We start from the raw sequence: 19,818 nt of genomic DNA, 5'->3' as shown, positions 1-19,818 counted from the left end.
TGCTTAGGCAAACACTTTGTTCGCGGTGCGGTCCCAGCCACCCACGATGTTGCCGCCGGCCTGGCCGTCGGTGCGGTTCTGCTGGGTGTAGGTGGTTTTGATGCGGGCAAAGTTGAAGCTGATTTCTTCAACTGGCAGGTCGCTGACCGCCTTGTCTTCACCACTCTGGTTGCCACCGGCGACAAACCTGACCGAAGAGACCACCACTTCTTCCATGTCGATGGTCAGGTAGGTGACCTTGTCACCACCGGCGCGGTTCACGTTCAGCTTCAGTTTGGCGATGTGCTTGCCGGTACAGCAGTGTTCGAACAGTTTGGCCGATGCCTTGTCGACTGCCTTGCGGATCTTGAAGTCGCTCAGGGCAACGCGCTCGGAGGACGCACCGCCCGAGGAGCTGGCGGTTGCCGACGTAGCCTGGGTGGCGCCGTACTCGTAGCCCAGCACTTCGATCCAGTCCTTGTGTTTTTCATCCAGAACTTCGCCTGGGATGCCGTCGATTTGGATATACGCGTCAAATGCCATTGTGAAACTCTCCATTAACAACATGTAAAGGGTTGCTCATGCGCCCCTTGGTTTTGACCTCGCCGGGCGCGCCGGCAGAGGTAGCTTGCCGCCGCCCGGGCCTCATCCTGTGAGGCCCCGGCGACCGGTTTTTGCGGCGTGGCTCAGTTAAGCCCACGCACTTCGATTTCCACCCGGCGGTTGGGCTCCAGGCACTTGATCAACTGCGTTCGCGGTTGTTGCATGTCGCAGTTGACCAATGGCTTGCGGCTGCCTTCACCCTGCGCGACCACCAGCTCGGCAGGTACGCCCTTGCCAACCAGATAGGTGCGGATGGTTTGTGCCCGTTGTTTCGAAACCTGCAGGTTGCCCTGGCTGTCACCCAGTTGGTCGGCGTGCCCCGAGATGATGATCTTGCCGATATTCGGGGTGTTCAGCAGCTTGCTGGCAATTGCGCTCAGCTGATGCTGGCCTTCGTTTTTCAGGCTCTGGAAGTCGGCGCGGCCGAAGGCGAACAGGGTGTCGGACTCCAGCGTGATGGTCTCGATGGCACGCAGTGACTGGGCCCGCAGGCTATCGATGTAGTTGCGCGAACTGGACATCAGGAAGGCGTTGTCGAGGATGCGCGGTACATCTGGCTCTCGAATCTGGTCGCTGTAGAACGTGATCTGGCGGCTGGCGTACAGGTAGTCCTGGTTGCCACCGGCCTCGCTGCCAGCGGCGGCCATGCTCTTACCGGTATGGCGGGCGATGGCCGGGTACCAGTAGTCCGGCAGGTGCGCCTTGAGAAACGCCGGGTCGGCATGCTCGCGCTGGCCCGGAGAAAGCATCACATAAGTGTCCAGCGCCGCCTTTCCGAAATTGGCGATCGACTGGGCCCGGTTGTCATGGGGCAGCGCCTCGGCCTCCACGCTGTCAATACCGCTCACTGGCTGCAGCTCACGGGTGTTGCGCTGGTAGACCTTGAGCGTGGTCAGCAGGTACAGGGTACGGGTCAGATTATCGGCCGTGGGCTTTAGCATCACATTCTGCAACGTGGCGAAGTAGCGGTCGCGCAGCAGCGGCTCGACCTCATGGCCCTGGTACAGGCCCAGGCGCATACCGAGGGGCACGCCCTTTGCGTGGTGTTGCTCATGGTAGTGAGCAGCCCAGAAGCGCAGGCGGTCTAGGCTTCGCCAGGCGGTGTACTGGCCGCTGGCCGCCTGGTCGTCGGCCTTGGCCTGGGCCAGTTCGCCGGCAATGCTGGCCAGGGTGGCGCGGTTGTTCAGGTACGACCAGCCCCACAGGCTGCACAGCACCAGTGCCGCCAGGCCGGCAGCGCCCACCCACCCGGCCTTGCGCCGGCGTTCACGGTGGTTGCTGGTGTACAGCGCCACCAAATGCTGGTCGGGAATGATCACTTTGCGGAACAGGCTGTTGATGAACAGCGGCGCCGGCTGGCTGCCGGCAGTGCCCGTTCCTTCTGCGTGTTCGAGCGCGAAGCGTTCGGCCACATGCTGGCCGTGGCAGCCCCATTGAGCCTCGTCGGCCTGCAGCGCCGCGGTGAAATAGAAACCGCGCAGCATTTCGGCATTCTGGTAAGGGTTGGCACGCAGCAGGCTGTCGACGAACTGATGCAGGCGCGGCTTGAGCGCGGCCAGCTCCAGCGGGAAGCGGTAGGCAGCGTTGTTCTGCCGAGTGACTTGGATATCCTGCTGCACCAGCTGCTGGCTCGCCATCTGCCCCCAGTAACGGGTCAGCTCGTCCATCGCATTGCTGAAGCGCTGGCCCCAGTCGGCTTGCTCGTAACCCTTGTGAGAGAAGGTTTTACCCATCACTTCACCACGAGCCGCGTCGTCCAGTTGGCGATAGAACGCGGTGAAACCAGGGATCAGGTCGCACTTGGTGAAAACCAGGTAGATTGGCAGACGCACTTCCAGCAGCGCGCAGCTTTCCTGAATGCGTTCGCGCAGGCGCTTGGCCACGCGCTCCTGGTCTTCGACCGAGCCATGCAGGATATCGGCGATGCTGACGCTGACGATCAAGCCGTTAAGGGGGCGGCGCTGGCGATGCTGGCGCAGCAGTTGCAAAAAGCCGCGCCACTTGCCGGCTTCCTCGGGGCTGTTCATGTAGCGCCCGGCAGTGTCCAGCAGTACCGCTTCAGAACTGAAGAACCAGTCGCAGTTGCGCGTGCCGCCCAGGCCCGCGACCCGCACGCCTTCGCGCTCGGCATAAGGGAAGTTCAGGCCCGACTGCAGGATCATCGTGCTCTTGCCGGCGGCAGGCTGACCAATGACCAGGTACCAGGGCAGGGCATACAGTGCATCCTTGTTCGAGGTACCGCGCGGCTTGTTGCTGTGCAGGCGCTCGATGCCCTGCAGCAGGCGCTCGCGCAACAGGCTGACTTCTTCCCGGTCGGCCGGGGCTGCACTGAGTACAGCCTGGTCGGCGTCGTCGCGCAGCAGGCCTTCAAGGTTGTGGTGCTGACCCACTCCGCGGTACAGCAGCAGTACATAGCCCGCCGACAGCAGCAGAAACACGCCGATCCCGGCCAGCAGGCTGTGCAGCGAGGCGAAGCCGAAGGCTCGGCCGATGGCCCAGACCAGGAAAATCGCCAGGAAGAACGCCACGCCCAGCAGGTAGGGTTGGTAGCGCAGGCAGTAGTACTTGAGCTTGTTCATACAGGCGTCGCATCCAGTGCATCGACGAACTGGTCGATGACATGTTCAAGGGGGCGGTCGTAATCGTGCAGCCGTGGCACCGTTGTCAGCGGGCTGAGCAACTCCAGGTGCTGGCGCGGGTCGGCACAGCCACTGAGCAGGCGGTAGGCACAGCTGGCGTGGCGCGCCGGGAAGCAGTACAGCTGCGGGTGCATGAAATCGTCGGCCAACAGGCTCACTGCCGGCAGCGCTCGGTGTTCGCTCATGCGGGCCAGCCAGGTCAGCCACAGGTCGGCAGTGGGGTTTTTAAGGCCACGTTCGGCCGGCAACGGCAATTCGATGCCGCCTGCAAAGTCGCCCTGCAGCGAGGCACTGCCGAGCTTGAGGTGGGCGAGGGCGGTGGCACTGTCGAAACCTGGCCAGGATCCATGAAGGGCACGGGCCACATCCGCGAAGCTGAAATCATGCAGGAACTTGGCGTGCACCCGGCGGAACAGGTCCAGGTCCTGGCCCTGCAGCGGGCGCAAGGCCTTGATCCGTTCGAACAGGCGGATGCAGTCGGCGCCTTGCACGGCCTGGTGCAGCATCGGCTTGATCTGCGCGCTGAACAGCTCGCCAAGCGTGAACGGGTTGACCAGCCCAGTACTGTCATCGCCCTTGAGCAGCTGGAAGATGAAGAACGGGTAGCGCCGCTGGCTGGCATCGCGCGAGCTGAGCAGGCCACCCAGTAGCCAGTTGCCGTTGCGTGCGCGGTAGGTGAAAAAACACATCGGCAGCGCGTCGAACAACGCCTGCCAGTCATCGCGGTAGCGCATGGCTGCCAGTGATGACTGCAACCAGGCGTCGAACTCGCAGACTTCTTCCGCCGCCCCATGCAGGCTGACGAAATCTGCGCTCGACGGCAGCTTGCCGAAGCAACCGATCATTGCGCGCCCCTGCTGTTGAGGGCGCTCAGGGCCTTGACGTCACCCAGATCGGTCAGCTTGACCCCACCGAAGTTGCGCACGACAAGGCTTACGCGGCCGCTGGCGGTGTTCCAGCTGAAGCGTTGCTGAATGCCGTCCAGGTCGTCGACCCGAGCGCTCTCGTTCATGCGCAGCAGGCCCCACCGCCCAGGGAAGTCGAACACGGTGACCCGTGTGCCGCTCAGGGTGACGACGTCCAGGCGCGCGCCCGGCGCGGTGCTGGTGCCCGGCCAGGCGAAGCGGTTCCAGCTGCTGCGGCCGTTGCGGTAGTGCTGCTCCTGGCCATCGAGGGTGAAGACGATGTCGGTGAAGTTGGCCGAAGGTTCCAGCATGATTTCGAAGCCGTTGTCACGGTCCGACAGGCTGGCGATCACCTGGCCCACGGAGCTGGCCTTGTCGATGCTGTTGAGCATGCCAGGGTTGACCAGCGCCGGCCCCTTGCCATCGCCCACGCCCAGACCTTCACCACCGGCCAGGTTGCCGATTTCGTTGCGCTTGAAGGCCGGCAGCAGGCCGCTGTCCGGATCCACGAAGCGTTGCAGGTCTTTCACCGAAGCCTCGTTGCGGCTGCTGCCGGCAATCGGGTAACGGTGTGCCATGACCTGCTCCCAGGGCTTGGCGATCTGCTGCGCCCAGGCCTTGGCGATCTGCTCGCCGGCCGGGTCGCGCAGGGTCGCCCAGGCATACTGGATGGGCAGGCTGAACAGCCCCTGCAGCGAGCGCGACAGGCCATCCTGGCTGGTGTCGACGCTGCTTTCCACGTAGTTGCGCACGGTGGTGATCTCGCTCGGCTGGCCTTCCAGGGTCTCGCTGATCAACTGTTTGCTGCTCTTGCCCACATCCTGCGAGCGCTGGATGTTGTTCATGCGCACCTTGAGTTTGCGCAAGGCGGCCAGGTAGCGGTCCATGATGGTGCTGTCGGCGCCTTCGGCGTTGTTTTCGGCGAACACCCGCGCCACCGGCTCGAAGCGCTTGGCCAGGCTACCGTCGTCCACCGCCGGCAGGGCCGGGGCGACGTTGGCAGGCAGGGTGTCGTTGGCGTCGAACAGACCGGTGACCTTGCTCCAGAAACCGTCATCGCGGCTGGTGCCTGGGGCCGGGATGGCCTGCTTGACCGGCAGGTCCCACTGGGTATTGTCGTTGACCGCCTGCAGCAGGTTCTTCACTGGCGAGTTCTGCACGTCGCTCAACAGCCCCAGTTCCCGGGTCGCCGAGGCCAGGTCGGCGAAGTGGCGCACGCCAACGCTGCTGACCATCTTGTACCAGGCCTGGGTGTAGTCGCGCTTGTAGCGGGTCATGAACTCGCGCACGAAGTTGGCCTTCTGCACGATGGCATCGCCGCCTTCGCCGTCCAGCACCCAGTCCGACTCGTTGCGCAGATTGCCCGACACCAGCTTGATCAGCTCGGGCTTGACGAAGGTGTCCCAGCCCTGGCGGGTGTAGATCGCCGGCACACCCGCGGTTCCGTACAGCAGCGCGCGGCCTGGTTGCGGGACCAGGTCGTTGAGGCTCAGCGCCGGGAACTGCCGGCTCGACTCGAGCTGCAGGCGCAGGTATTCGCGATCGACCAGCGAACTGGAGATCATGAACGACTTGAGGTTCTGCCGGGTTTCGTTGATCAGCTGTTCGTTGCGCGGCAACGACGGCGCTTGGCCCTGCTCCAGCAACTGCACGTACAGCGGGGCATTTTCCGCGATCACGCCAGCGTCGGCCGGGGTGCCTTCGGCGGCGGCGCTGGCCCAGGCCTGGGGCAGGCTGGCAGCGACGAAGGCCGGGTCTGGATGGGCCTGGGGCTCGGTCAGCAACAGGTACAGCTTGAGGGTGTTGTAGGCCTCGATGATCGAGGCCACCTGCTGCTCGTCCAGGCGCCCGAGCATTTCTTCGGACAGTGACAGCCCACCGGTGGCGGCGGACAGCTCGGCGCCATCGCTGGCAGTGGCCAGGTTGACCTTGGCGGCATAGGCGCCAGCGCGGGTGTTGCCCAGCGCGGCCTTGGCCCTGGCTGCAACGGCAGGGGCCAGCGGCTTGCCATTGCGTTTCTTCGGCAGCGGGGCCGGGGTGAATTCCAGCTCCTGGTTGATACCGTTGGCGAAGGTGTTGAACGCCCGCATCTGCACTTGCAGGCTGCGTGCGATCGGTTCCAGCGCCTGGCTGCGCAGCTGCGCCAGGTAGGCGCTGCGGGTCACCTGGTGAATCGCCTCGCCCTGGTACAGGCCGCCACCCAGCTGCAAGGGCACTCCCTGCAAGCGATGGGCCTCGACGTTGGCCATCTGTTCACGCAGCACTTCCAGGCCCTTGCCTGCGGCCAGCTGCTGCTCGCGGTCTGCTGCCTGCTCGATGTGCGCCAGCTGCCCGCGCAGGCTGTCCAGCCACTGGCGGTTGTTGGCGAACGACAGCGCTTGCCAACCGATGAACAGCAACCCGGTGGCGGCGGCCAGGCCCAGTAGCAGCGGGCTGAACGCAGCCTGGCGGCCCAGGCGCGACTGGTAAAGGATCAGGTCGCGGTCGGGGAAGATCACCTGGCGGAAGGTGTCGGTGATGAAGTAGCTGCGGTTGCCCAGGGCCTTGCCGACGTGCCCGGCCTGTTCATCGTAGGCGGCCTGCAGGGCGAATTCGTCGGCGATGACGTCTTCATAGACCTGCCCCAGTTGCTGCCCGTTCTGCAGTGCACTGGTGAAGTACAGGCCACGTAGCAGCAGCGGGGCACCGCCGCGATGGCCGCGGGTGAAGTGGTCGAGGAATTGCTCGAGCACACCGCTGAGGGCGGCGAAGTACTGCGGGAAATTCAGCAGGGTGCTGTCGGCTTCGGCACCGAGGGCGATCATTTGCGCGTCGACGTGCTGGCGAATATGAGCCTGCAGCTTCTTCAGGCGCGTCTGCAGCACGGCGTGCAGGCCGTTGGTGCGGATTTCCGAAAGGCCAAAGGTCATGCCCAGCGGCTGCTGGCGTTCGTGCAGGTCGAGGCCGTCGAAAGCCTGGCTGAAACCCGGCAACTGGTCGGTCTTGCTCAGCATCAGGTAAACCGGCGGGTTGGCATCGAGGCATTCGGCGTATTCTTCCACCCGTGCCACCAACTGGGCCGCCAGGGCATTGCGCTCATCGCTGTTGGCCGCCAGCAGCTCGGGCAGGCTGACCACCAGGACCAGGCCATTGATCGCCGCTTTGCCGCGCTGCTTACGCAGCATGCGCAGAAAGGCCGAGAACTCGCTGGCCGACTGGTCGTCGCGCAGGTAGCGCCCGGCGGTGTCGATCATCACGGCGTCGGGGCTGAAGTACCAGTCGCAGTGCTGGGTGCCGCTTTCACTGTCGTTGGCCGTAGCGATGCTGGCCGACAGGCCGGAATGGGTCAGCAGCGAGGTCTTGCCGGCCGCCGACATGCCGACCACCAGGTACCAGGGCAGGTCGGACAGGGCCGCCTTGCCGCCGCCACCCGCGGAGCGGTCGGTGCGCAGCATGGCGATGGCGTGCTTCAGGCGCTCACGCAGCACCTGCTGGTCACGGAACTCGCCAGTGGCATTCCACGAGCGGTCGACCTCGATCTGCAGCAGGTTCTCCAGGTTGTGTTCGGCGCGAATGCGCTGGTATTGGCGCAGCACGATTACCAGCAGGAAGCAGGCACTGATGATTGCCAGCGCTTCAGGCACGTGATGACGCAGCCACGGCACCAGCGGCGCGGCCAGCCAGCAAATCAACAGGCTAGCCAGCCACAGCAATGGCAGCAGCACCCAGAAACTTTTCAACAGACGCAGTAATGTTTTCATGTCTTCCTGACTCGGCTACCTGGTATGTGCTCAGGCACTGAACAGCTGGCGGATTTGTTCGGACAGGGCGGCGACGTCCTTGTCCAGCAACCAGTCCAGCGTCAGGTACACGGCGACGCAGACCAACGCGATCAGCGCCAGATACACCCACAGCGGTACTTCATGGCGCAGCATCTGCGACACCTGGTCGGGCAGTGCCCAGTCCGGTGACAGGGCTTTGGGCGCCTTGCGGTAGCGGGCAATATCCTGGCCCAGGGTATTGGCCAGGTAACGCAGCTGGTCTTTCTGGCCGAGGCTGAACTTGCCCTCGAAGCCCAGTGCCAGGCACAGGTGGTAGACCTCAAGCACGTCGATGTTCTGCTTGACGTCGGCGCGCAGCCCATCGACCTTCTCGAAGAACCCTTCGCCGGCCAGATGCACGCCGAAATAGCGGAACTGCAACGGCTGCAGTTCAAAGTGCCGACGCAGCGCGTTGTCATCCGAGCGCAGTACGCTTTCGTCGAGGAAGGCGCACAACGCGTATTGGGTGTCCTTGACCTGCTCGACGCTATAGTTGGCGGCACGGGCATCACGTTCCAGGTTGGCGAAGAAGCGTTCGACGCTACCTTCGAAGGCCTGCACCGAGGTCACCTGGCGGCCGCGACGTACGATCAACGCCATGCTGATGAAGTCCTGGACCAGGTCCTTGAGCGTCGGTTTGTCGCTGGCGGCCGGGACGGCGCCCTGTTGCAGTACGGCTTCGGTCATTTGAGCACCGCCATCAGTTCAAGCTTGAGGTTGGTAAAGGCGCTGGGCGCATAGAAGCAGATGGCCTGGGCGCTGATCATTCGCTCATACACAGTGCCGTGTGGTTCGATGGCGAAGTACTGGTTGTCCAGGCGCACCGGAATCGCGTTCGGCAGCCGCGCGGCATGATTGAGGGTGACACCCGGCATGGCGCTGTTGACCACCACTTCAATGTCTTCCGGCGAACCGACCTTGAAGGCACGGGGCACCAGCTCCAGCAGGCTGGCGCCGGGCATGTCGGCATGCACGGCGATATAGAAGTCGGCTTCGGCCAGGCGCGGGTCGTGCAGTTGGCCTTGCCAGTGCGATGGCTTGGTCTGGGTCAGGTTGATGACAATGCACTGGTTGGGCACAACGTTGTCGAGCATCACCCGGATCATTTCGTCGAGCTTGACCAGCGACGCGGCCGGGTCGTGGTGGTCGTACTCGGGGATGTCGCTGAGCTGGGTGTCCAGGGTGAAGGTCAGCAGGCCGCCGGCAAGGTCGGCCAGGAACAGGTACAGGCGCTCCGGGTGCAGGCGCGGGTGGGCCAGTAGATGCGCCAGCTGCGGGTGGGCACGGTTGACCGTGTTCAGCAGCCAGAACAGGGTCACATCGCTGGAGCCGAACTCGGCGATCTGGTCGGCGCGCTCGCGGCGTCGGCCGGAAAGCGCCTTGCTCTTGGCCTGCAGGGCGCCGAGCAGGCGCTTGCCGATGCCGGCAATGGTCTCGTGGCTGCCCAGGTGCAAGGTGGGGTGGACGAAATGTGGGTCAACGTTGAAACCGCCCATGCTGTTGCGTGTCAGCTTGGCCAGTGGGCAGTGGCTGTAACCGTCGAGGCTGTCACCGTCGACCAGCAGTACGACGTTCAGGCGCAAGCTGGTGATTTCGTTTTCCAGCTCGCCTTCATTAAGGTCGGGCAGGGTGTCGAACTGCTTGCGGAAACGCCGTGCGGCCTTGTGTTCGTGGCCATCCTCGACGTAGTTGAGGCCGAATGGCTCGGGCAGCTTGAGCGCGGCATACACCTTCAGGTCGTTGGCCTTGAGCAGGTCCTTGAGGTCGCGCGCGGCCGGCAGCGGATCGTGCTGCGGCGCGTCGTAGAGGCTGCCATCGGGGAACACCAGCTTCAGGCGCTTGAGCTGCAGTGAACCATTGGCCAGGGCGTCCTCGTCCACCTGCAGCGCCTGAACCCCCCAATGGAAAGGGGTGCTGCGCAGGGTCGCCTCAGCCAACTGGTGCTGATGGAATTCGTCCTGATACTGGAAGTGCTGGGGCAGCAGGAACATGCCTTCCGACCACATCACCCGGCTCTGCTTGCTCATTTGACGCTATCCACTAAAGAGTTGAAGGTTGAATCCATGGCGTTGCTGGCCGACTGGCTGGCGGCGTCGGTGGCTTTGTCGATGGCCGCGTCCTGCACCTTGTCGGTGAGGGTCGCGTCGGCATCCTTGGCCTTCTGCGCAGCGGCAAGCTGGTCGGCGGTCGGCGGTTTGTTCAGTACGTCTACGCCCCGCATGGCGCTGATTTCGGTGTTGTCCACCAGCACCCGCAGGCCGTCGGAGGAGAACCAGATACCGTCCTTGCGCAGCGAGTTGGCGTCGAAGGCGACTTTCCAGCGCGCGTCCTGCTCATCGCGGAAGAACGCCGCCACGCCGACGTAGCGCGCGTTCTTGGCCAGCGGCCACTGGTCGATCTGGCCAATGCCGGGCAGCAGGGTGATCTCGCGGGTTTCCACCAGGGTGTTGCCCAAGGCTTTTTCCGGGGCGTCCCACAGGGTCTCGGCATCGGTAGCCGCGAAGCGCTCGAGGTCGGTCAGCTGATACACGCGCATCACCACCGACAGCGGCTTGCCCTCGGCGTCGGGGTTGAGCTGGTTGCCGCCGTCGGAGGTCAGGATGACCTTTTCGCTGTCGGCCAGCATGTCGGCCGCCCAGCTGTCTTCCATGCGCTTGCCGATACGGTCGGTGACCCCGCAGCCGGCCAGCGCCACCAGCAAGGCGGCTGCGGTCAGGCGTTTGAGGACGATGTGCTTGTGTTGCATGACGGCAAAACCTCCGGGTACTGGTCAGGCCAGGCGATAGGCGAAATCGCCATCGCTGCCCAGCTCGATCGCAAGGTGCTGGATCGGCGCGTCCTGGGCCATGCGCTCGAGCACACGCTGGGCGAGTTCGGGCATCAGGGTCTGGGACAGGATGTTGTCGATGTTGCGTGCGCCGCTGTCGACCTCGGTGCAGCGCGCGGCGATGGCCTTGACCAGCGCCTGGTCATAGCTGAGCTCGGCCTGGTGGTTGCGGGCGAAGCGCTTGGCGATGCGTTCGAGCTTGAGGGCGACGATGCGCTCGAGGATCTGGTCCTGCACCGGGTAGAACGGCACGATGCTCAGGCGACCGAGGAAGGCCGGCTTGAACACATGGTTGAGCTGGTCGCGCAGGTCTTCGACGATCGCCTCGGGCGTCGGCAGCTCGGTGGCGTTCAGGCAGGTCTGCATGATGCGCTCGGTGCCGGTGTTGGAGGTGAGGATGATCACCGTGTTGCGGAAATTGATCTCGCGGCCTTCGCCATCGTCCAGCACGCCCTTGTCGAACACCTGGAAGAACAGTTCCAGCACGTCGGGGTGGGCTTTTTCCACCTCGTCGAGCAAGACCACGCTGTACGGCTTGCGGCGCACCGCTTCGGTCAGCACGCCGCCTTCGCCGTAGCCGACGTAGCCGGGTGGCGAGCCCTTGAGGCTCGACACGGTGTGGGCCTCCTGGTACTCGGACATGTTGATGGTGATCAGGTTGCGCTCGCCGCCGTACAGGGTGTCGGCCAGGGCCAGGGCGGTTTCGGTCTTGCCGACACCGCTGGGGCCGAGCAGCAGGAACACGCCAATCGGTTTGTTCGGGTCTTCCATGCGCGCTCGGGAAATCTTGATGCGCTTGCCGATCTCATGCAGGGCGTGGTCCTGGCCCAGCACGCGTTCACCAAGCAGGGCCGGCAGGCGCTGCACGGTATCGATTTCGTCACGCAGCATCTTGCCCAGCGGGATGCCGGTCCAGCCACTGATAACCTGGGCGATGGCGCCGCTGTCGACCAGCGCATGGACCAGTGGCTGGTCGCCTTGCACGCGCGCCAGTTCGGCACGCAGGGTATTGAGCTGCTGGGCGTCGGCATCGTTGGCGGCGTCCAGCGCCTTGAGCTGTTCGACCAGCTCCAGCTCCTGCTGCCACTGAACATTGAGCTGCTGTTCCTGCTGCTGCTCGGCCTGCAGGGCAGCCTGCAGCGCTTCCAGGCGGCGGGCATGGTCGTGCCCCTTGCCGGCTTCGTGGCCGAGCACGCCGATTTCCGCCTGCAGGTTGTCGATCTGCCGACGGCAGTCTTCCAGTGCGCCGGGCAGCGAAGATTGCGCCAGGGCAATGCGCGCGCAGGCCGTGTCGAGCACGCTGACCGCCTTGTCGGGCAGCTGGCGGCCGGTGATGTAGCGGTTGGACAGGCGTACCGCCTGAACCAGCGCTTCGTCCATCACCGCCACCTTATGGTGCTCGCGCATCTTGCCGAGCAGGCCGCGCAGCATGTGAATGGCCTTGTCTTCGTCGGGCTCTTCCACTTTGACCACCTGGAAGCGGCGGGCCAGGGCGGCGTCCTTCTCGAAGTACTTCTTGTATTCGGCCCAGGTAGTGGCAGCGATGGTGCGCAACTCGCCACGGGCCAGGGCCGGCTTGAGCAGGTTGGCGGCATCGTTCTGCCCGGCCTGGCCGCCGGAGCCAATCAGGGTGTGGGCTTCGTCAATGAACAGGATGATCGGGTGCAGGCTGCGCTTGACCTCTTCGATCACAGCCTTGAGGCGGTTCTCGAACTCGCCCTTGACCCCGGCGCCGGCCTGCAACAGGCCCAGGTCGAGGGTGTGCAGGGCAACGTCCTTGAGCACCGCCGGCACGTCACCCTGGGCGATGCGCAGCGCCAGGCCTTCGACCACGGCGGTTTTGCCGACCCCGGCTTCGCCCGTGAGGATCGGGTTGTTCTGCCGGCGGCGGGTGAGGATGTCGACCATCTGCCGTACTTCGAACTCACGGCCCAGCACCGGGTCGATGCGGCCTTCGCGGGCACTTTGGGTAAGGTTGACCGTGTACTGGTCCAGCGCCGGGGTCTTGCCGCTGGCCTTGCTCGACGTGCTCACTGGCGCCGCTGGGCTGGCCAGCGGGCTGGCCTGCCTGGACTCGGCGCTACCCTCCACCAGCGCGGCAAGGTTCAGGCGCAGGTCATCGGCGTTGATTTTTTCCAGCTCCGGCGCTGAGGCGATCACCACGCGACGCAGTTCTGCATCGTCAAGCAGGGCCTGCAGCAGGTGGGCGCTGCGCACCTGGCCTACGCCGTATTCGATCGAGGCCAGCAACCAGGCTTGCTCGATCATGCGGGTAATGTGTGGCGACAGCGCCGGGGTGCGGGTATTGCCTTTCTTGAAGGTGCCCAAGGCGGTGACCAGCTGCGCCTGCAGGCGTTCGGCGACGACCTCGTAGTGGCGCAGGATCGGCGCCAGGTCGCTGTCGATGTTGTCGAGCAACTGCAGCAGCAGGTGCTCCACTTCCACGTCGTAATGGTGCTCGGACAGGCACAGGGCCGCCGCGCTTTCGGTGGCCGTGCGGCTGGTTTCGTTGAGCTTGGCGAACAGAGACTTCAGGTTCACAAGGCGACCCCATCGTAAGGAATGTGGAAGACGGCGCAACGCGAAGGCTCCGCGTCACGACCAGGGCGTTTGAGCCAACCCAGCCAGCCCAGGGCGACATTGCCGCTGCGGCCCAGTTGGGCGCGTGGCACCGCCTCGCGCTTGAGGCGTGGGGCAATTTCGAAATCCAGTTCGGCACCTATATAGAAGCGCACCAGCTCGACCAGCTTGCGGTAGCAGGCGGTGCCCGGCTGGAAGCGCTGGTAGTCGGCCAGGTTCAGCGGGCCCAACTCGATACGGATGCACGACTGGTAGTCCCAGACCCGGTTGCCGGCGACGGCGCTGTGGCCGAGCTGGGCATTGCGGCGGCCGAGCTGGGTGCATTGTTCGGGCTGCAGGTGCAGCCAGCGCCCGGCGAACGGCTGGACCTTGATCGGCAGCGAGAAATAGAAGCCGAGCATGCGTTCAAGGTTCAGCGCATTGCGCGGCTTCTGGCTGAGCAGGCCGGCAAAATAGCTGAACAGCTCACGACGCAATGCTGACGGTTGCTCTTCGAACTTCAGCTTCTGGGCGCGCGGCCCGAGGCCAACCAGGTTGAGCAGGTAGCCATCGAAGCCTGAGGTGCCATTGCGCTCGTGCTCGATGTGGAATTTGTATTTTTGCCAGGCCTCGTAGAACAGCGTGGTCATGCGGTGCGAAAAGATGTCGAGAAACGCATGGGCGGCATCGTCGCGATACTGCACGTGGCGCTCGAGCAGCAGCTCGGTGTACGGGCGTGGCAGCACGCCTGACGGCCCGACCAGGCCCATGAAGGTGACCTGCACTTCCGACAGCGGCAATCCGGCCGGCGACACCTTGCCTTCGCGCTCGAAGTGCAGGTCGCTGACCTCGCTGGCCGGGAACGCCAGCGACAGCTGGGTACGAAAACGCAGCGGGTCTTCGTGCGGCCGGGTTGCCAGGTCCATGCGCCCGGTGCGGCTGTAGTGCAGGCGGAGCAGGCGCACCAATTGAAAGAATTCGAATCGGTGCGGCTCGGCTCGGGCCTGATCGATCAGACCAGGGGCTGATCGCCGGTGCGTGCTGGCCATTGGACGACTCTCTTTTCTCGTTGTTGGGTGCGCAGGGTCAGTTGGGTGAAGCTGTTCATCGAGCAGTACTGGCCGAAGAAGTGGTCCAGCACCCTGCCGAACAGAAACACGCCGCTGCCGATGAACTGGCTTTCGTCCAGGGTCAGGGTGATGCCGACGCCGCGCACGAAATTTGGCCGCGGGTGGCCAATGCGCGCGACCACCGGTTCGCTGCTGATCGCCTTGATGCCGTTGATCTGTTTGCGAATGGCGGAGACATTGCGGTAGTTGTACAGCGACAACAGCTCCAGCAGCACTTCGCGGCCCTGGCTGACCAGCGACAGATGGTTCAGCGACAGGTGGGCGATCAACCGCCAGATCAGGCCCTTGCCCAAGGGCACACGCACCGTGGCGGTGGGCTTGCGCAGGCAGCGGATATCCTTGATCACCGAGTTGGCGGGAATGGTGAAATCGCCCCGTTCCCCACCGAACGGCAGCATCAGCGGCACGTCGCGGTTGCTGCAGGTAAGGCCGATACTGAGGGTGTCGCTGCTGGCGTCGATCAATTCCAGATCGCGGTCGACCACGCGGATGCTCATGGCAGTGGCGTCACCCTGGTTTCGCCGGCGCGCGACCCAGAAGCTGCTGTGTGGGTCTTGCTCACCCCGGGGTTCGAAAAACGGCTGGCAGGTGGCGACCTGGTCGATACCGCCGAGTTTGCGCACCCGCCGTACCCGGTCGATCGAGACCACTTCTGCAGCGTTGTGCAGCCGTGTATCAGGGGTGACCGGGTATTCGTGCTGGGTGTGGGTCAGCTTGATCGGCTCGGCCTGCTGGCGGAACAGGTTGATGATCGGCGTGCAGTTGAGCTTGAAGTTGTTGCGCCCGATGTTCTGGGTCAGCCGCGCCAGGCGCTCGCTGAGGTCGTAGTCGGAGAAATAGAAGTTGACCTCTACCTGCTCGATGGCCTTGCCCTGCAGGATGCGGGCAAATCCACTGAGGTCGAAGAACATGAACTTGTCGGGGAAGGTGAAATACTCGTGCAGCAGGCGGTAGCCCAGGAATGAGCGTTCGGAGTAGTCCACCAGGCCTTCGTCACGGGCATAGCCCACGGTTTTCAGGGCATCGGCCGGCAGCGCCACTTCGCGGCTGCGGCCCTGGTCGTCGAAGCTCAGCGTGGCCTTGGCCAGGTTGTTGAGCAACAGCTCGTACAGCTGCAGCATCAGGGTCGCTTCGCCGTCGAGGAAGAACCGCAGGCGGTTCATGTCCATCTGCCCGAACAGGGCATCGCCGGTGGCTGCCAGGCGGATGCGCAGACGAGCGACCAGGTCGGCGCTGTGCCCGTTGAAGGCCGAACGTTCCATTTCCGTGAACGAGGCCTGCTGCACGGCAATCGGCCACAGCTCTACCGGGTAGCAGGTGCGGAACTTGCACACCACGCCCTCCACGGGGTTGGCATGCATCTCGGTATGGCGCGCCACGCGGTAGGCTTCGGTGACTTTCTCGTGCCTGCCCAGGCTCAGTTCGACAATCGACATCGACGGAGTAGGGCGCAGGTAGTGGGGGTACAGCACCTCGAGGAAGGATTCGACGATCTCCGGAAACTCGTCATCGAGCTTCTTGTGCACCCGCGCAGACAGGAACGAGAACGCCTCGATCAGGCGCTCGGTGTGCGGGTCTTCGCAGTTGTCGCCCTCGATCAGCAACCGCGAAGCGATCTTCGGGTACTGCGCGGCAAACTCCTGGCCGAGAAAGCGCAGGTGCGACAGTTCCTTTTCGTAGTAGGGCAGCAGTTCGTCGAGCATCAGTTGAGGTTCTGCACTTTGTATTCCTGGGTGTTGACCTGCAGCACGGCGTCGAATGACACCTGGCGGCTGATGTCCTGCAGACGCAATACGGCGTCCACGCGGAAGGTCAACATGCGGTGGCCGTTCTGCTGGGCCAACAGCTGAACACGGACCCGGCGAAAGCGCCGGTCTCCGGTGCTGATCGCCCGCTCCAGCTGTTGCTGGATCAGGCGACGATCGTGCGGGTCGAGCACGCTGCGGCTGATGAAGTCCGGCATGCCGTATTCAAGGATGGAACCACCGAGCTGGCTGAAGCCGTCGAGCTCTTCGGCGACCAGGGACTGGCGGGTGTTCACCAGTACTTCGAGGTCGCGGACGATGCTGGCCTTGTACTCGGCCAGCGAGCAGGTGCGCTGCGCTGCGGGCTCGGCCGACTGGTAGGGACGGTCGTCCAGCAGTCGGTCGAGCAGCGAGGGCAGCAGGCGGGCCTGGTTACTCATGTGTCATCCCTGTACACAACGGCCTGTCAGCCGCGTGCGCCCTGTGGCAGCTCGGCAACCAGCCGCAGCGAGGCGGTCAGTTCATCCAGCTGGTAGTGCGGGCGCAAGTAGGTCACGGCCTTGTACACGCCTGGCTTGCCGGGCACTTCGAACACCTCGGCGCGGGCTTCGCGCAGCGGGAACTTGGCCTTGGCCTCCTGGCTGGCGGTGTCGTCGAGCAGCACATAGCTGGCCAGCCACTGGTTGAGGAAGCGCTCGACATCCATACGCGAGGCAAAGCTGCCGATCTTGTCGCGCATGATCGCCTTCATGTAGTGGGCGATGCGCGAAGTGGCGAAGATGTATTGCAGCTGGGCCGACAGGCGTGCGTTGGCGTTGGCGATGTCGGTGTTGTACTGCTTCTGTTTCTGCGCCGACTGGGTGCCGAAGAACGCGGCATAGTCGGTGCCCTTGCAGTGCACCAGGGGGATGAAGCCCAGATCCGACAGCTCTTTTTCGCGGCGGTCGGTGATGGCGATTTCGGTCGGGCACTTGAGGGCGATTTCGCCGTCGTCGGTCTTGAAGGTATGGGTCGGCAGGCCTTCGACCAGGCCGCCGCCTTCCACGCCGCGGATGGCCACGCACCAGCCGTAGCGGGCGAAGGCATCGGTGACGCGGGTGCCGAGGGCGTAGGCGGCGTTCATCCACAGGTATTTGTTGTGGTCGCGGCCATCGACGCTTTCGACGAAGTTGAATTCTTCCACCGGGGTGGTATCCGGGCCATACGGCAGACGACCGAGCACGTGGGGCAGGGTGAGGCCGACGTAGCGCGAGTCTTCCGAGGCGCGGAACGACTTCCACTTGGCGTATTCCACGGTGTCGAAGATCTTCGCCAGGTCACGCGGGCCGGACATCTCGGTGAACGAGTCCCAGCCGAACAGCTCGGACGAAGCGGCCGAGATGAACGGCGCGTGCGCCGCCGCCGCGACATGCGAGATCTCTTCGAGCAGGTACATGTCTTCGGGGTTGCGGTTGAACTCGTAGTCACCGATCAACATGCCGAAAGGCGCGCCACCGAAGGTGCCGTACTCTTCTTCGTAGACCTTCTTGAACAGCGCGCTCTGGTCGAATTCGCTGGCGGCCTTCAGGTCGCGCACCAGGTCTTTCTTCGAGGCATTGAGCAGGTGGATCTTCAGCGTGGTGCTGGTCTCGGTCTGGTCTACCTGGTATTTCAGGCCGCGCCAGGAGGCTTCCAACTGCTGGAACTCGCGGGCGTGCATGATCTCGTTCATCTGCTCGGAGAGCATCGCGTCGATTTCGGCGATGCGCGAATCGAGCACGGCGATCAGGTCCTTGCTCGGGGTCATCTCACCCTCGAGCACCTGGTTCACCAGTTCGCCAATCAGGTCGCGGGTGCGGTTGCGCTCGGTGTCGGAGCGGGCCACGCGGCTTTGCGAAATGATGCTGTCGAGCAGCGAGGGCTGTGGTGCGAAGTTTTCCACTTCGACCAGGTCGCCGGCCTGTTGCGGTGCGGTTTGCTTGTCGGTCATGTTCGGGCTCCTGCTCAGGCGCGATCGTCGCTGGACGGGTCTTCCACTTCGGCTTCACGGCCGAATTCCTTGCCCAAGGTCTTGAGCTTTTCAGTGTTCTGCAGCACATCCATCAGCAGCTCTTCGAGCTTGTCGTTGCCGCCCATCTTGTTGCGCAGATCGGCCAGCTTGTTGCGCACTTCCAGCAGCTTGCGCAGCGGCTCGACCTGCTTGACCACGTTCTGTGGCTCGAAGTCTTCGAGGCTGTTGAAGTTCAGTTCCACGCCCAGCTGGGTGCCGTTCTTGGCCAGGGTGTTGTCGACGCGGTAGGTCAAGCGTGGCTTGATACCCTTGAGCACACCGTTGAAGTTGTCGCGGTCGATGTACACGAACTTGCGGTCCTTGAGCTTGGGCAGCGGCTCCAGCGGGTTGCCGGAGAAATCACCCAGTACGCCGACGACGAAGGGCAGCTCCTTTTTCTCGATGGCATCGCCGATGTCCACGTCGTAGGTGATATGGACCCGAGGCGCGCGAACGCGGTCGAGTTTGTGCTGAGTGCTTTCCTTCTTCGCCATCGTGTTCTCCAGTGCGAGCAATTCGCTGCGAATCATTGCGCGGCCCGGTGCCGGGCGCTGCGCGTTACAGTCCTTCGATCGTCAGCAGCAGGCGCTGACGGATTTCGTCGTTCATTTCCAGGATGTTGTCGCGGCCTACCAGTTCTTCGAAGCTGGTGTTGCCGGCAATCTGCGTGCTGCTGCGGATGACCGAGTCGTCGGGAAGTTCCGAGCGCACCGGCGAGCTGATGACGCAGAACGGCAGGTCGCCAAAGCCCTTCAGGCGCTCGAAGCTCAGGCCGTAGCGCAAGCCCTCGAACAGGCGGCCAAGGCCAGGCGACTTGCTCAGGCAGTAGAACAGCACCAGGTAGTGCACCACGAAGCGGTACAGCTCGGCGCTGCTGCGGTTGGGGTCTTTGATGACATTGCGAAACCGCGCCAGGTCGAAAGCGTGGAAGCCCACTACCCAGCGGGTCGGGCTGGTGATGCGGATGACCTGGCCGCTGTGTTCCAGGGTCTTGTCGTATTCCAGCGGGAACAGTTCGGGGGTGGTGCTGATCAGGTTCAGCGGTACTTCCAGCTCGGTGACCAGCTGGAACGGCGCGGCCGAACCGATACGTTCGTAGAGTTCGACCAGGGCCTGGAAGTGGCCCTGGGTTTCGCGCCCGCTGCTGCGCTGTGCGCCTTGCAGGTATTCGCCAAACAGGGTTTGCGGACGGATCAGCGGTGCCACGGTGGCAAGGTAATCCGCCGCCTGCGCCTTCAGCGCATCGGAGATCGCCCGCGTCTGGCTACGCAGCTTGATCAGTGCTTCGACATCGAATGTCTGTGTCATTGGTGCATCGTCCATGTGCCTGCTTGATCGTCCTGAAACGCCGGTGGCGTGGACTTGAAAAATCGCCTTTCGGCTACAGCGAATTTGAGTGCTGGCATATGAATATTGTGTTGCCAGCAATGCCGAGTAGGGCACCTCGCTGCGGAAGAAGTTCCGGCGAGGGGGGGGATTTTTTCCCCGTTTTGAGACGCGACGCAATAATGGCGCGATGATATTGACAGCGTGTCTTGGGCGCAGAATATGGGGGGTCAAGCCCTAAAGACTGGGTACGAAAGGGGCTGGAAAGCGATGAAA

Annotated in this window: 14 protein-coding genes; all 14 read right to left on the bottom strand. The window is 63.7% G+C overall.

Translation table 11 applies throughout. The features are described from left to right. Nucleotides 1-3: 3 nt before the first annotated feature. Nucleotides 4-522 (bottom strand): type VI secretion system tube protein Hcp, encoded by a 519-nt coding sequence (locus PRJ_RS14475; protein WP_003248334.1) that lies wholly within the window; start codon nucleotides 520-522, stop codon nucleotides 4-6. A gap of 143 nt (nucleotides 523-665) precedes the next feature. Next, nucleotides 666-3,161: a type VI secretion system membrane subunit TssM gene (gene tssM / locus PRJ_RS14470; protein WP_014860346.1), complete on the bottom strand. Its 2,496-nt coding sequence runs from the start codon at nucleotides 3,159-3,161 to the stop codon at nucleotides 666-668. After that, on the bottom strand, nucleotides 3,158-4,066 hold the full coding sequence (gene tagF, locus PRJ_RS14465) for a type VI secretion system-associated protein TagF (protein ID WP_104961770.1): 909 nt from the start codon (nucleotides 4,064-4,066) through the stop codon (nucleotides 3,158-3,160). The genes tssM and tagF overlap by 4 nt, the downstream gene beginning before the upstream one ends. Next, complete coding sequence (locus PRJ_RS14460; protein ID WP_104961769.1) at nucleotides 4,063-7,866, bottom strand: type VI secretion protein IcmF/TssM N-terminal domain-containing protein; 3,804 nt, start codon at nucleotides 7,864-7,866, stop codon at nucleotides 4,063-4,065. The genes tagF and PRJ_RS14460 overlap by 4 nt, the downstream gene beginning before the upstream one ends. A 30-nt stretch (nucleotides 7,867-7,896) precedes the next feature. Beyond that, entirely contained in the window at nucleotides 7,897-8,613 is a 717-nt protein-coding gene (gene icmH / locus PRJ_RS14455; protein WP_003248342.1) for a type IVB secretion system protein IcmH/DotU, read from the bottom strand. After that, a complete protein-coding gene (tssK, locus tag PRJ_RS14450; RefSeq protein ID WP_003248343.1) occupies nucleotides 8,610-9,953 on the bottom strand; it encodes a type VI secretion system baseplate subunit TssK in 1,344 nt (447 codons plus the stop codon). Before tssK ends, icmH begins: the two co-directional genes overlap by 4 nt. Then, nucleotides 9,950-10,672: a type VI secretion system lipoprotein TssJ gene (gene tssJ, locus PRJ_RS14445; RefSeq protein WP_014860349.1), complete on the bottom strand. Its 723-nt coding sequence runs from the start codon at nucleotides 10,670-10,672 to the stop codon at nucleotides 9,950-9,952. Before tssJ ends, tssK begins: the two co-directional genes overlap by 4 nt. 24 nt (nucleotides 10,673-10,696) lie before the next feature. Next, entirely contained in the window at nucleotides 10,697-13,294 is a 2,598-nt protein-coding gene (gene tssH / locus PRJ_RS14440) for a type VI secretion system ATPase TssH (RefSeq protein WP_104961768.1), read from the bottom strand. Continuing rightward, nucleotides 13,291-14,361, bottom strand: a complete 1,071-nt coding sequence (tssG, locus tag PRJ_RS14435) for a type VI secretion system baseplate subunit TssG (RefSeq protein WP_012052411.1) — start codon at nucleotides 14,359-14,361, stop codon at nucleotides 13,291-13,293. Before tssG ends, tssH begins: the two co-directional genes overlap by 4 nt. Beyond that, nucleotides 14,325-16,145 (bottom strand): type VI secretion system baseplate subunit TssF, encoded by a 1,821-nt coding sequence (gene tssF / locus PRJ_RS14430; RefSeq protein WP_104961767.1) that lies wholly within the window; start codon nucleotides 16,143-16,145, stop codon nucleotides 14,325-14,327. Before tssF ends, tssG begins: the two co-directional genes overlap by 37 nt. Further along, entirely contained in the window at nucleotides 16,145-16,627 is a 483-nt protein-coding gene (gene tssE / locus PRJ_RS14425) for a type VI secretion system baseplate subunit TssE (protein WP_003248355.1), read from the bottom strand. The genes tssF and tssE overlap by 1 nt, the downstream gene beginning before the upstream one ends. Before the next feature lie 26 nt (nucleotides 16,628-16,653). Next, a complete protein-coding gene (gene tssC / locus PRJ_RS14420; protein WP_003248356.1) occupies nucleotides 16,654-18,156 on the bottom strand; it encodes a type VI secretion system contractile sheath large subunit in 1,503 nt (500 codons plus the stop codon). A gap of 14 nt (nucleotides 18,157-18,170) precedes the next feature. Then, nucleotides 18,171-18,710, bottom strand: coding sequence for a type VI secretion system contractile sheath small subunit (tssB, locus tag PRJ_RS14415; RefSeq protein ID WP_104962881.1), 540 nt, complete (start codon nucleotides 18,708-18,710; stop codon nucleotides 18,171-18,173). A gap of 64 nt (nucleotides 18,711-18,774) precedes the next feature. After that, a complete protein-coding gene (locus PRJ_RS14410) occupies nucleotides 18,775-19,524 on the bottom strand; it encodes a hypothetical protein (RefSeq protein ID WP_028697263.1) in 750 nt (249 codons plus the stop codon). Nucleotides 19,525-19,818 lie beyond the last annotated feature (294 nt).

This window comes from Pseudomonas sp. XWY-1 (assembly GCF_002953115.1).
Lineage (GTDB): Bacteria > Pseudomonadota > Gammaproteobacteria > Pseudomonadales > Pseudomonadaceae > Aquipseudomonas > Aquipseudomonas alloputida.
This window is presented reverse-complemented; position numbering and strand designations above follow the sequence as displayed.